This window comes from Neobacillus sp. PS3-40 (assembly GCF_030915485.1).
Taxonomy (GTDB): domain Bacteria; phylum Bacillota; class Bacilli; order Bacillales; family Cytobacillaceae; genus JAUZPL01.
Window position 1 is genome coordinate 1,785,633 of record NZ_CP133266.1, and the last position, 13,911, is coordinate 1,799,543.

The 13,911-nt window shown below is 39.3% G+C and carries 12 protein-coding genes; 1 reads left to right on the forward strand and 11 read right to left on the reverse strand.

Features of this window, described 5'->3' with window-relative positions:
* From hisG to hprK, 8 genes are all read right to left on the reverse strand, one after another.
* Nucleotides 1–648, reverse strand: coding sequence for an ATP phosphoribosyltransferase (gene hisG, locus RCG20_RS09025; RefSeq protein ID WP_308183899.1), 648 nt, complete (start codon nt 646–648; stop codon nt 1–3).
* Nucleotides 641–1,816, reverse strand: coding sequence for an ATP phosphoribosyltransferase regulatory subunit (locus RCG20_RS09030; RefSeq protein WP_308183900.1), 1,176 nt, complete (start codon nt 1,814–1,816; stop codon nt 641–643). The genes hisG and RCG20_RS09030 overlap by 8 nt, the downstream gene beginning before the upstream one ends.
* Nucleotides 1,817–2,237: 421 nt before the next feature.
* Nucleotides 2,238–6,287 carry a bifunctional 2',3'-cyclic-nucleotide 2'-phosphodiesterase/3'-nucleotidase gene (locus RCG20_RS09035; RefSeq protein ID WP_308183901.1) on the reverse strand — a complete coding sequence of 1,350 codons (4,050 nt, stop codon included), beginning with the start codon at nt 6,285–6,287 and terminating at the stop codon, nt 2,238–2,240.
* A 490-nt stretch (nt 6,288–6,777) separates the two neighbouring features.
* Nucleotides 6,778–7,314 (reverse strand): acyltransferase, encoded by a 537-nt coding sequence (locus RCG20_RS09040; RefSeq protein WP_308183902.1) that lies wholly within the window; start codon nt 7,312–7,314, stop codon nt 6,778–6,780.
* Nucleotides 7,315–7,318: 4 nt separating this feature from the next.
* The gene (gene ppaX, locus RCG20_RS09045; RefSeq protein WP_308183903.1) at nt 7,319–7,963 is read right to left on the reverse strand and encodes a pyrophosphatase PpaX; all 645 of its coding nucleotides are present in this window, start codon (nt 7,961–7,963) and stop codon (nt 7,319–7,321) included.
* Complete coding sequence (locus RCG20_RS09050; RefSeq protein WP_308183904.1) at nt 7,932–8,900, reverse strand: nucleoside recognition domain-containing protein; 969 nt, start codon at nt 8,898–8,900, stop codon at nt 7,932–7,934. The genes ppaX and RCG20_RS09050 overlap by 32 nt, the downstream gene beginning before the upstream one ends.
* Before the next feature lie 15 nt (nt 8,901–8,915).
* The gene (lgt, locus tag RCG20_RS09055) at nt 8,916–9,734 is read right to left on the reverse strand and encodes a prolipoprotein diacylglyceryl transferase (protein WP_308183905.1); all 819 of its coding nucleotides are present in this window, start codon (nt 9,732–9,734) and stop codon (nt 8,916–8,918) included.
* A gap of 59 nt (nt 9,735–9,793) precedes the next feature.
* Nucleotides 9,794–10,735, reverse strand: coding sequence for an HPr(Ser) kinase/phosphatase (gene hprK, locus RCG20_RS09060; protein ID WP_308183906.1), 942 nt, complete (start codon nt 10,733–10,735; stop codon nt 9,794–9,796).
* 351 nt (nt 10,736–11,086) lie between these two features.
* On the opposite strand from hprK, the gene RCG20_RS09065 reads away from it, so the two are divergent.
* Nucleotides 11,087–11,821 carry an N-acetylmuramoyl-L-alanine amidase gene (locus RCG20_RS09065; RefSeq protein ID WP_308183907.1) on the forward strand — a complete coding sequence of 245 codons (735 nt, stop codon included), beginning with the start codon at nt 11,087–11,089 and terminating at the stop codon, nt 11,819–11,821.
* Between the two features lie 345 nt (nt 11,822–12,166).
* Here RCG20_RS09065 and RCG20_RS09070 read toward each other — a convergent pair whose 3' ends face one another.
* Genes RCG20_RS09070 through RCG20_RS09080 form a run of 3 tightly spaced genes read right to left on the reverse strand, consistent with a single transcriptional unit; the run spans nt 12,167 to nt 13,886 of the window.
* Nucleotides 12,167–12,529 (reverse strand): phage holin family protein, encoded by a 363-nt coding sequence (locus tag RCG20_RS09070; RefSeq protein ID WP_308183908.1) that lies wholly within the window; start codon nt 12,527–12,529, stop codon nt 12,167–12,169.
* Complete coding sequence (locus tag RCG20_RS09075) at nt 12,526–12,726, reverse strand: PspC domain-containing protein (RefSeq protein ID WP_308183909.1); 201 nt, start codon at nt 12,724–12,726, stop codon at nt 12,526–12,528. Before RCG20_RS09075 ends, RCG20_RS09070 begins: the two co-directional genes overlap by 4 nt.
* Nucleotides 12,727–12,764: 38 nt before the next feature.
* On the reverse strand, nt 12,765–13,886 hold the full coding sequence (locus tag RCG20_RS09080) for a DUF4097 domain-containing protein (protein ID WP_308183910.1): 1,122 nt from the start codon (nt 13,884–13,886) through the stop codon (nt 12,765–12,767).
* Nucleotides 13,887–13,911: the final 25 nt, after the last annotated feature.

Genomic DNA, 13,911 nt, shown 5'->3' on the forward strand with positions numbered 1-13,911 from the left:
TTACTGATCCTCCATCTTAGTCTTCGCAACAACCTCACTTAGCCTAGCTACCAGTTCAGTAATCGGTTCATCTTTGATCCGATAGCTTACAGGATTCACTATTAGGCGAGAAGTCACATCAGTAATCCGTTCAAATTCGACCAATCCATTTTCCTTCAACGTTCTGCCAGTTGAAACGATATCAACAATCCGGTCTGATAAACCAATTATTGGAGCAAGCTCAATCGAACCATTTAGTTTGATAATTTCTACTTGTTCACCCTGCTCACGGAAATATGCTGCTGCTACATTTGGATACTTCGTTGCTACTTTCGGAGCCACATCATTCATTTTCGTTCCCGGCATGCCTGCAACTGCTAAATAACAACCACTGATATGCAAATCAAGCAGTTCATAGACGTCGCGTTCTTCCTCAAGCATGACATCTTTACCAGCGATTCCTAAGTCAGCCACGCCATGTTCAACATATGTTGGGACATCCATCGGTTTTGCCAAAATGAACCGAAGTCCTTCCTCCTCCACATCGATAATCAATTTACGATTTTCATCGAATTCAGGTGGTAGCTTATATCCAGCTTTACGTAACAACTCAGCTGCTTCTTCGAAAATCCGTCCTTTTGGCATCGCAATTGTTAACAATTTATTCATTTGCAGGCTCCTTTCCTAAGAGATATGTAGTGTTTTCAAAATTTTTGGAGTAAGCATCTAATTTTTTCACACCATTGATATCTTGAAGGACCGTCCTCATTCCTTGTTCATGCATTTCTTTTGCTAATTCAAAAGCTTCTTTCCTGCGCTCCTGGCTGAAAAAAATACAATGAACTGGTACTGATAGTTCCGTTCCTCCGAGCGCTTCTAAGAGCCTGTCGACCCGAACTGCAAAACCGGTCGCACTCGCCATTTTTCCAAACTTCTCTAGCAATCCATATCTGCCGCCATTTCCAATTGGAAAACCAACATTACCTGCGTAAACCTCAAACAACACGCCCGAGTAGTAGCTCATATGGCTGACAAGCGTAAAATCAAATCTCACCTGATCCTGTTCACCATAGTCATTCACAACATCCCATAATTCCTTCAGTTGCAAAATCGCTTCCTTACCACGCTCATTTTCAACAATATCCAAAGCCTTGCCAATGACTTCCTCACCACCCCGTAAATCGAGGAAATCCAGTAATCTTTGCTTATCAATTGAGGATAGTGGCAAAGCGTTCACATGCTCTTTATATCCTACATAATTTTTTTCATATAGAAATTTTCTTAAGGCATTGGCCCGTTCTTCTGTACCTAATATTTGCAAAAACAATTCCTGTACGAAGGCAATATGTCCGATCGATATTTGAAAATCTAGTAAACCAGCTTGCTTTAAGGAAGAGATCATTAACGAAATAACTTCGCCATCGCTTGAAACTGTTTCATCGTTAATACATTCAATTCCAATTTGTTCAAACTCTGCTGGTCTGCCTCCTTCACGTTGCTGGGCTCTAAAAACATTTGCAGCATATGCAATCCGAAGTGGGAAATCTTCTATTAATAGTTTTGAAGCAGCAAGCCTTGCAATCGGCGCAGTCATATCCGGTCTTAATACAAGTGTATGTCCTTCCCGGTCAAGCAATTTGAACAGCTGTTGATCAAGGATTGCAGATGCAGCTCCAACTGTCTCGTAATATTCAAGTGTGGGTGTTTCGATAAAAGAATAACCCCACTGTTTAATCGCTTTCTCCATTAAAGAACGAACCCGATGTTTTTTTTCATATAACTCTGGAAGCGTATCCCTCATACCAAGGGGCTTTTCAAACATAAACAAACGGCTCATAACATTCATCCTTTATTTTTAAATTGCTTTAGTTCGCTAATATGGTAGTAAATTAAAGTTATTTGTAGTTTACCTCTTTACTAGACAAATCGTCAATTAAAAACTTTCAAATTAGTTTGGCTTATTTTTTAAGAAAACTCGTCGATTGGCGAGCCCCTTATACGATTTAAGAGTTGATTATATAAAAACGTTCATTACATCCTTTAGTATGTTTAAAAAAAGTTAAACCTTCCTATAAGCCGAGAAATTAGGCTCTTTTTAAGAATATTATTTTTCAAGTTTAATCACAAATTCACATGACAAATTCATTTTGATCCTTCCGATTATGTACTATCCTTCGTAGTGGAAATGAATTTTAATTAGCAAAAGAAAAAGACGTGCAGTAATTCACACGTCTTTCTTACCTATAAGTATAGATTTATCACCAGAACTTCGGGTTACTTTTTACGAGTGTTATTTTAGTTACCTTACTCGTATTCCCGGCAGCATCTGTTGCAGTGAAGCTTAATACCGTATCATGTGTTTGGGCAGATTTAAATGGAATATAGAAGTCACCATTCTCATCAGCAATCACACTTCCAAGGAGTTGATTTCCAACAAACACCTTAACGGTAGATCCTGCCTCTGCATATCCTGTAACACTCTTTGCTGGAGCAATTACTTTCCCTACTTGCGGTGCATCTGGTGCAGTAACGTCTTTCACAAGCACTATTGTCTCTGCACTAATGTTACCTGCCGCATCTGTTGCTGTAACACTCACTTCGGTTCCTGCTTTTTGGATGGAAATAGTCACAGCAAAAGATCCATTTTCACTTGCTTTAGCTGTACCAATAACCTGACCGTTCGCCTTAACCTCGACCTTTGCCCCAGCTTCTGTTTTACCAGTAACTGTTGTTGATTGGTCTGTAACAACATCAACAGTTGGGGCAACTGGAGCTACCGTGTCAATCAAAATTCTACCCTCAATACTGGATGTAATTGGCTGGGTAAATGATTTCACATAGTTTACAAATGCATCTAAGTCTGATGACCATGTAACACGGTTTGTTCCTTGTTTTAGGATCGTGAATCCATCCCCGCCATCAGCCATAAAATTATTAACTGTTACTGAATATACGCCTTTAGGGTCTATTTTTGACCCATTCGGAAGATAAATATCAAGAACCTTTTGCCCGATAGGGAGGTTATTGGTCCATGTATATTTCAAACCGGAAATTTGCATGATCTTCGCATAAGTGGTAGGTGACCACTGCTGGTTAAGGAGTGTTCTTACTTGCTCTCCCGTAATGTTCATCGAAACGATATCATTGCCAAATGGTTGAATCGCAAATAAATCGCCCCATTTGATTTGACCGGCATTTTTAATTTCATCGCGAATTCCACCTGCATTCATAAATGCAAATTGAGTACCTGTCGCATAACGCATTCCATCTGCAATCAAGTTGCCAAGTGGAGACTCTCCAGCTGCATTCGTAACTTTAGTGATTGGTGCGGCTGCTTCCCCAACAACTTGGTCGGTAATTGGTGCAATATCTGCTTTATAGGAATTGAGTTCAGCTGCAATCTTAGCATCGAGATGTTCCGGATTTTGGAAAGTGGAAACAATTTCTCCATTTTTAGCTATAATATCTTGCGTGATCGGATCAATCGTTAAATCTACATCTGAAAAAGCTGTCCCTGATGAATAAGACTGGACAAGCAATTTCCCACTAACTGTTGAGTTCATATATTTATGATCATGTGCTGCAAAGATGACATCTACTTCAGGGTCGATTACCTTTGCCATATCGACTGCTTTTCCAGTAGGATTGGACCCATCTACTGCAGAAGTTCCGGAATCATGGGCAAGAACAACGATGGACTTAATTCCTTGAGCCTCTAATTCTTTCGCATACTTATTGATTGCTTCAGTTTCATCCGTAAATTGAAGTCCTGCAATACCGCTAGGCGTAACTATTCCTGGTGTTTCTGTTGTCACTACACCGATAAATCCAATTTTCACGCCATTGACCTCTTTTACCGCATATGGAGGTAGAAGTAGTTTTCCTGTGTTTTCTTCCACAACGTTTGCTGCTATTACCGGGAAATCCGCACCAGTATATTTGCCATACTCAGCTTCATACTTTTCAGTTTTCGGATTGCTTCCACCATAAATCATCCGTTTCAATTCCGTTACACCTTCATCAAATTCATGGTTACCAACTGTGCCCACATCCAAACCAATTTCATTCATAAAGCGAATCGTTGGCTCATCTTGTAATAAAGCAGAAACGGGACGGCTTGCACCAATTAAATCCCCTGCTTCTACCATTAACGTATTGGGATTGGCTGCTTCTCTTTCTTTCAAATAGCCGGCTAAATATTGAATTCCACCGACAGGCTGGTTGTTCACCTTTGTAGAATAATCTAATTGGCCATGATAATCGTTGATTCCTAATAATTGCACGTAGACATTTTGGTCAAGAGAGTATTGTTCCCATGTTACTCCGCCTACATCTTGTGGACCCACGTCCTTAATATTCTTGGTCGCTGCAGCAAATGGAATGGCGTCTGGTGAGGATCTAAAGACTAATTTTGCCGATCCGCCGACCGGTGCTATCTTCCAGTTGTTATCTGCAGTTGGATTTACTGTACCTTTTGCCGTAATATAGTCCATTAAAATTTGACGGTTTTCGTATGGAGAGTCAACCACAACCGTTGCCTTTCCACCCTTTGTTCCAGGGAAGTTACCACCACCGCTTGCACGGTAGTTATTTGTTGCAACAATGAACTTTTGATTTGGATCTATCGGTGTTCCATCCATATTGGAAAAATTGATAATACGGTGTGAGTCGGTATTTAAAACATCACCAGTGCTGTAGTTATATCTCGCTGGCTTAGTTACATCCACCTGATATTTAAGACCATCAATCACATCGAAATTATATGGCTGAAATCCATAATTAATTAATTCCTGTGTATTTGCATTATTCGGATCAATTTGGTTGAATTGTGATGCTGACATCTCCAACCATTCTTTTACTTCTGCACCAGTTAATTCAACTGCTTTAAGAGTGTTGTTATATAAGTAAAGGTCGTTGGCACTTTTAATAGAAAGATCGCCTTTTGCGATATTCGTATAATCACCTGTTCCCGCGCGACCTGCTTTGAACGGTGCACCAGCTGAAATAACAGGAATATCTTTTAAATCGGGACGGTTTGTTGAAATCCAGTTCTTCACATAATCTGTTTGAGCATTATTAACAATTTGAATAGTTGGGTCGTCCATAACACGTGAAAAATAGCTGTATAATGGTGAAGCCGTTTCACCAATCTTTCCACGGACATAAGCAAGAGTTCCTTCATGGGCATCTTTAACGGCATCAACGATCGCTTGATCTGGACCATCAATAGTCGAAACCTTTTTGCCATCTACTGTTTTAGTAAGTGGTCTAAGAGCGGCCTTTGAGTTTGCTACTGTCCATTTACCGTCTACCTTTTGCAATTCAAGATCCATAACTCCAAGGTTATTTCCCCAGAAGCCTGCTTCCATCGCTGGAACATTATTGATTTTACCGTTCGTATTATCAATTCCAGCTTTGCTATTAAATGAAGCGTCACCAGGGAAATTCAAATGTGCATGACCGAAAAGGAGTGCATCAATGCCAGGCACTTTACTTAAAGAATAAACAGCATTTTCAGCTTCCTGTTGGCCATCTGATGCAATATCACAACCAGAATGGGCAATCGCCACAATAATATCAGCGCCAGCCGCTTTCATTTCAGGAATAAATTTGTTAGCGCTTTCAACGATATCCTTTGTTATCACTTTTCCAGCTAAGTTATCCTTATCCCACTGCATAATTTGCGGTGGGGCAAAGCCAATTACTCCAACCTTAATGGTTTGTTCAATTCCAGCATCATCTTTTACCACTTTATTTAGAATTTTATATGGAGTGAAATAGTTTTGATCATTTGTAGTATCCGTATCATGGTCATCCTTATAGATATTGGAATTAACAAATGAGTATGGTGCTTCTTCGAGTGCATTATTTAGAAAATCTAAACCATAGTTAAACTCGTGATTACCAACAATTCCAGCATCATAGTTTAAGAGACCCATAGCCTTAAAAACTGGATGTTCCTCATCAGGAGCTAGCTTTTTAACCTTTGCAACATAATCCGCAAGAGGTGTTCCTTGAAGAAGGTCACCTGCATCAAATAGCATAGAATTATTAACTTCAGTTCGAGCTTGTTTAATTAAACTTGCTGTCCTGTCAAGTCCATAATCGATCGTAGGAGCATCTCTGTAATAATCATAATCCATCACATTTGAATGTAAATCGGTTGTTTCCATTATTCGAAGTTTTACTAGTGCTGAGTCTGTTTCTGCAGCTTTTACATTATAGTGAGCGAATGGTGAAGTCATCGTGCCAAATATTAAAGCAGCAGCAGTAATTTTGCTAAGTTTACCAACGTATTTTTTCTTCATCCTTCTCTTTTCCCCTGCCTTTCACAATCTTTTCTTAAAGAAAACTTGGCTAGCGCCGGTGATTGCCTAGTTACACTTAAGCGATTTAAGTGCTGATTACTTTTCAACGATAGTTACTTATTTTAGTGCGTTAACAATGATAAACTTTCTTATAAGCTAAAAAACTGGGTAATTAACTCCCCTTTCTTATAGATTCAGACAATCTCTAGCAAGATTATATATATGAATGAAAACACAAAATCTGACTATATCTTTCAAACTAAAAAAGCCTGAATCATTCGTTCTCTTACAATCTTATTATAGGTTCTTAATAAAGAACATATCAACCATAATTTACGTTTATATCATTTAAAGAAAACTTCTCTAGTTGTACTTATTGCGATTTAGTGCTGATTTTTTAGTAACGAAAGTTACTTACTTTAGGGCGTTAACAAAGGTAAACTTTCCTATAAGCTAAAAAAAGCCTGACCGCATCTGGTCAGGCTTCTACTCACTTATTTTCTTTTCCATAGATCGGGTCGTCCGCCCACCTTGCAGCCATTTCTTCCTTTGTATAAATCAATTTCATTGGATTTCCACCAACAAAGGTTCCAGGTTGAACATCTTTATGGACTAATGTTCCTGCCGAAATAATAGCTCCGTCACCAATCGTGATCCCCGGGAGAATGGTTGAATTGGCACCGATCATTACCTCATTACCAATTTCAATTGGACCGAGTCGATATTCCTTGATCAAATATTCATGGGCAAGAATTGTTGTATTGTAACCAATAACCGTGTTCCGGCCGACGCTTATTTTTTCAGGAAACATCACATCCAGCATGACCATTAAGGCAAACGAAGTATGCTCACCAACCTTCATCCCTAAAAAATTCCGATACAGCCAGTTCTTCATTCCAAGAAATGGCGTATAGCGAGCGAGCTGGATCACAGCAAAGTTTCTAACAACTTTCCAAAATGGTACGGTCTTATAAACATGCCATAAGGAATTGGCTCCTTCAACAGGAAAGCGGGTCGTTTTTCTCATATTTTCACACTCCGAGAATAATCAAAAGATCCTTCATATTTTCCAAGATATAGTCGGGTTCGTATTTCGCAATATATTCTCTTCCTTTTGCTGACCATGAGACACCTGCTGTTTTTGTTCCTGCATTTTTTCCAGCTAAAATATCATGATAATTATCACCGACCATGATTGTTTCTTCTGGTGTTGAACCGAGCTGCTTAAGTGCATTAAAGATTGGCTCTGGGTCTGGCTTCACCTTGCTAACATGCTCCATTGCAACAATTACATTGAAAAAGGGATCCAATTTTGTCAGCTTCATCCCTTTTAAAACCGTGTCATAAATTTTTGTTGAGACAATTCCAAGCTTAAAGCCCTTCTCTTGTAAAATTTGAATCGTTTCCAGGACACCCTCAAATTCTTTAACAAGCAAGTCATGGTTAGCAAGATTAAAGGTTCGATAGTCAAGGATCATTTCTTCGACTCGGTCTGGGTCAATCCCTTCGAATGTTTCCTGTAGGGTTGGTCCCATAAATGGCAGGACATCCTCACGTTTATATTTGCTCGGATAATATTTATCAAGCGTATGCAAAAAAGTCGTGATAATTAAATCATTCGTATCAATAAGTGTCCCGTCCAAATCAAACAGGAGGGTGGTAATTTTTGTTGTCATATGAGGCTTCCTTTCTTTTCATGATGCCTGAACGCTTCCAAATCGTGCCGACAATCAAGGTCAATAGTATCGCAACACCTAGCCTGATCAGAAACAATGGCCATACTTGAATACCAAGTGGAATAAAAAGTAAGGTATCCTCGACTACAGCATGACAGGCTACGAGAAAAATAAATGCAAGAGTTAAATCCTTTTGACTCACTCCATCTTCTTCAACAGCTTGAATCATCACACCTGCTCCATATGCAAGCCCAAAAAATAGCCCTGCAGCCATTGTTGTAGAAGTATTTTCCTTCATCCCTAGCATGCGAGTAAAGGGTGACATGACTTTTGAAAACTTCGTCAGCCATTGAAAGTCTTTTAAAATTTGAATTACAAACATGAGTGGAATAACAATCAGTGCAAGCTGAAAAATTCCCAATCCAGCTTTTTGGATTCCTTCCAAAAGAATAGCCATAAAACCATTGGGCGATGTTGACGATGTCTGTACTAAACCATAATGGGCAGCCTGCCCACCACCATGCCAGAAGAGGTTTACCATGATCGCTGCTAGAAATGAGAGGCCGAGCCTTGTTACTAATACAATCCAAAGCTTTACTCCCGTTTTCACGGCTACACTGGACTCAACCAGTAAATTATGGGCAAAGGACAGCATAATAGCTAAAATAAACACTTCTTTTACCGATAAAGGAAGGGTTAATATAGCCCCAATTGCTGCATATATGTTTAAAAAATATCCCAAAACAAGTGGAATTGCAGCGTCACCTGTTAGGCCAAAAAGCTTCATTAACGGTGTAATCACTTTCGCAATCCAAGGTAATATTGGTGTATATTGCAAGACAGCCATGATAAGAGTAATTGGAAAAATAATTTTTCCAAGCGTCCACGTTGTCTTTAGTCCAACTAATAATCCCCTCTTCATTGAAGCAAGCAACATGTCTCGATACTCCCTTTAATTTCTTTGATCTAAATAGTGAATGTCCGCAAGTCCGCTTTTCCTTCGATAAAAAAGAATGATAAGTGCCCCGATTACTAATGCAATTGAAATCATTTGTGCCATTCGAAGATTAGCCGTTAGCATGAGGCTGTCCGTCCGCATTCCTTCAACAAAAAAGCGCCCAATCGAATACCAAACAAGGTAGGACAAAAACAGTTCTCCGCGCCGCAGATTCACTCGGCGTAAAGACATTAACAAAATAAATCCTGCAAAATCCCATACCGATTCATATAAAAATGTTGGATGATAATAGGAACCGTTGATATACATTTGATTAACAATAAAATTAGGTAGATGCAGATTTTCAAGGAATGCACGACTAACTACTCCGCCATGTGCCTCCTGATTCATGAAATTTCCCCAACGCCCAATTGCCTGCCCCAGAATGAGACTTGGTGCGGCAATATCGGTTATTTTCCAGAAGGAAATGTCTCTTGCTTTTGAGAATACATAAACAGTGAGAACCGAGCCAATTAGGGCACCATGGATGGCAATTCCGCCATTCCAAATTTTAGGAATTTCTCCCATGTGCTTGGAATAATAGCCCCATTCAAAAAGAACATAATAAATTCGGGCTGAAATAATCGCGATTGGAATCGCCCAGATCATTAAATCAGCAAATGTTTCTTTTGGTAGCCCTCGTCGATTTCCTTCCCGAATGGCTAAATACAAGGCCAGCGCTAAACCTGACCCAATGATAATCCCATACCAGTGCACTTCAATAGGTCCAAGCGAAAAGGCAATTGGATTAAGCGGCTGAATTTTCCCGTTCATTGACATATCTCCTCTAATCTATTTATTTACCAGTTTGTGGTGCTTAGATTTTTACTTAGTTATTCATAACCATCTTCTGTTTCGCCCTCTTCAATGGCATCTGTTAGGCGATCTGTAAATTGCTGGGCAGCATTTACACCCATCCGTTTTAATCGGAAATTCATTGAAGCTACCTCAATAATAACGGCCAAGTTTCGTCCTGGTCGAACAGGTACAGTGATCTTTTGAATCTCTGCATCAATTATTTTCATTTTTTCTTCGTCTAGTCCAAGTCGGTCATATTGCCTTTTTGAATCCCAGATTTCCAAATTGATGACAAGGGAAATCTTTTTATTGCTGCGCACAGCTCCGGCGCCGAATAAGGTCATGACATTGATAATACCAAGTCCACGAATTTCCAAGAGATGTTCAATTAATTCTGGTGATGTACCAACCAATGTGTCTTGATCATTTTGGCGGATTTCAACGCAGTCATCCGCCACAAGGCGGTGCCCTCGTTTTACTAATTCCAATGCGGTTTCACTTTTACCTACACCGCTTTTCCCTGTTATTAAAACACCCACACCGTATATATCAACTAAAACACCATGGACCGCAGTCGTTGGTGCAAGCTTTGCCTCCAAAAAGTTCGTTAACCGACTTGAAAACCGGGTTGTCTTCATTCCAGTTCGTAGGACTGGAACGGATTCACGTTCGGAAGCCTCAAGTAACTCAGGCGGAATTTCTAAATCACGTGTCACAATAATTGCAGGAGTAATATCCGTACATAGTTGTTCCATTCTCGAAGTACGTTCAGAATCACCTAACTCATTAAAAAAAGAGAGCTCTGTTTTTCCTAATAGCTGAATCCGTTCACCTGGATAGTATTTAAAATAACCAGCCATTTCAATTCCAGGTCGGGAGATATCACTCGTCATTATCGAACGATCAATTCCCTCTTCCCCACTGATCAATTCAAGATTAAACTTTTTCAAAATATCTTTGGTACGTACTTTAGACAAAAGAACGTCCTCCTTTAAACTTTCCTAAATAATCAACGTTTTTTTATTACCTCTTATTTTAGCATTTTTTAAACCTGAACCAAAAGTTCAAAGGACAAATGATAGTAAAATTTTAGAATAGTCATTTGTGTAATTAGAAATCACTTACTTTGCGGCAATAATTTCACTTGAAAAACGAATGCTGTTACACCCTATTACACATCTTTTAATTGTTTTGACTATGTCCTTTTTTTGGATTTTTCCATATACTAACTATTAAATAAGAATAATAGCATTAAAGAATACTCGCCGATTGGCAAACAGAAAATGGAGTTGCGGGGCAAATCTATTATATCAGGAGAACTGGTCTAATTGATAGCAATCAAGGCTTCTATAAAAGGAGATGGAGTTATGAAAATCATGCTTGATGCTGGTCATGGCTACAACACAGCGGGAAAGCGCAGTCCTGATGGTATGGAAGAATACGAGTTTAATCGGAAGGTCGCATTATTTGCAAAGGATTTTCTTGATTCCTACCAAAATATAACTGTGTATTTTGCCCATTCAGATGACGTAGATGTCCCCTTAAAACAGCGGACAGATTCTGCAAACCATCTAAAGGTTGATGCCTATGTTGCGATTCATGCCAATGCTTATGGTAATAAATGGAACGACGCAGGCGGAATTGAAACCTATGTATATCCGACAAAACCAAAAGAAGCCGTCGACCTAGCCCAAAAAATTCAGAAATACCTAGTCATGTTAACAGGATTGCGAAATCGCGGAGTCAAAACTGCCGATTTCCACGTCCTTCGTGAAACCAATATGACAGCCGTCCTTGCAGAATGCGGCTTTATGACCAACCAAAAAGAAGCCGCCCTTATGCATACGGAAGCTTATCAAAAAACATGTGCAGAAGCTATCGTCAAAGCACTGGCTGAACAATACCACTTAGTCAAAAAGCAACCTGCCACAGCCCCACCAACCTCCACAGGATTATACAAAGTGCAAATCGGAGCATTTAAAGATAAGCAAAATGCCGAAGATCTTGTTAAACGCCTGAAAGCAGATGGTTATGATGCCGTAATCGATTTTGTGGAAAAATAGTTCTGAAAAGGAGGCTTTATGATGGCTGTCGAGATAATTGGCAGCCATTTTTTTATCCAAAAAATAGAACTTTTTTTGTATATTTTACAGATATGACGCCGTTTTTTAATTTACCCGCGGGAATGAGTAGCTTACCCGCGGGATTTCGTGGTTTACCCGCGCAATTTTACTATTTACCCGCGTGTTCCCGCAGTTTACCCGCCAAATTTCATGTTTTACCCGCCAACCTGCTCAAAAGCTCCTTTTATACAGATGAATTATCAGATCAACCTTTACCCGCCAATTGTTTCACCCCACACAACTCTCCCACTAAAAAAAGCTTGTAGGTTCTCTACAAGCTTTTGACTATTTTCTTTCCTTTCTGGGTTCAAAGATTGTTTTTTGAACGATTAGGTTGACGAGAGACATTAGGACTGCTGCAAAAAGGGCCATGCCAAAGCCTGAGATTTCGAAGGATGAACCCATCAAAATATCTGTGATTTCGAGTGTCATTGCATTGATGACAAATAGAAAAAGTCCTAAGGTAAGAATCGTCGCTGGCAATGTAAAGAGAATCAGCAGCGGACGCACGAGTACATTTAAGATAGATAAGATAAAACTTGCCTCAAGAGCCGTTTTAAATCCTTCTAAATAATAACTGTCATGAAAATACCCAGCTAGCGCGATAAATAATACTGCGTTGATGAGAATTCCAAAGAGCCATTTCATTTTGAAAGCCTTTGTTCATTGGGCATAATGAACACGAGCAAAATATACAGTAATCCCATTGGGAAAAATCCAGTAACCATCAGTAGAATTATAAAGATAATGCGAAGTAATTTAGCATCCATTCCGATAACTTCTGATAGACCGCCAATGACACCTGCTAACATCCTGTTGGTGCGTGACCTCATCCATTTTTTCATGTGTGTTTCAACTCCTAACCCGAGTATTTTCAAACTCCTTATTTAAAAGGAGTGACCTCATCAGATTTGTGAACAGTAACCGAGCCTGTTTTTGTATCTGCCCATAATTCCAATGCTGCTGTGGGATGGTTGATTGTTTTGAAGCGAAGCAGTTTTTGAATCATTTCATTTTTCTCATCGGTAATTTGAATTCCATCAAGCAGTACATTAAATCCACCCAAATTGGTCTTTAGTTCCCCACTTACAGCAATATCAACAGGAACATAAAAATCAACGCTACCCGTTGTCGCTTTTGCAGATACTGACTCACAGCGATTGTTGCTAAGGTTCATAACCAAATTGCCATTAAACGATTGCATTTCTACTTTACGAAAATCGCCATCGAGCTTAATTGCTCCATTGATCGTTTCTGCTTCCAGATCATCAAAATGACTATTCATAATTTTAATATACCCATTCGCCGTTTCTGCTTCCATTCTTTTGCCGTTTATAGCGGATAGTTCAATTTTCCCGTTTGCTGTTTTAGCCCTAAAATCTGTCACAAACAGATGTTCACCTGAAATAGGACCATTAAACATTCTTGCACGTATTCGATCATATTGTGTTTGCGGCACAAAAATAACCGCATCAAGTTTCATCCACTTTTGTTGGGTTGTAAATCGGAATTTATCCCCTTCAATCGCAAAAACAACATCTTTTAAAAAGTTTTGACGTGCAAGGTCCTGATTATCAACCCGATACACTTTCGCCTGGCATTCAATTCTTACATCCCTTTGATCCCAAGGAACAATTTTCACGGATCCATTCGCCACATCAATATCCATATCCTTAAACATGACATCACTTTGATGGAAAATATGTGAGATCTCAACGGATTGTCCGAAGTTTAAATCTAAATCAAAATCTTTGATTTTTTTCAGTGCAGAATCAACAAACTCAAAAATTTTATCCTTCGTTGATTGGTATTTCTGGTGTACACCGTCTTCCTTCTTTGCTTCCTCAAAATGGACAACAGTAGAAAGTTCATGAACAATTTCATCCTGCTTCTGATCGATTGTTTGAGCTCCCTTTTCCAATAGTTCAAGTAGGTTCAGCGCTTCATCCACCGTCAATTTTCCTTCTTCAACCAATTTTAAAATTCGTATTCTCTCTTCCTTCACATGGATCCCTCCCATTTTTAATGTA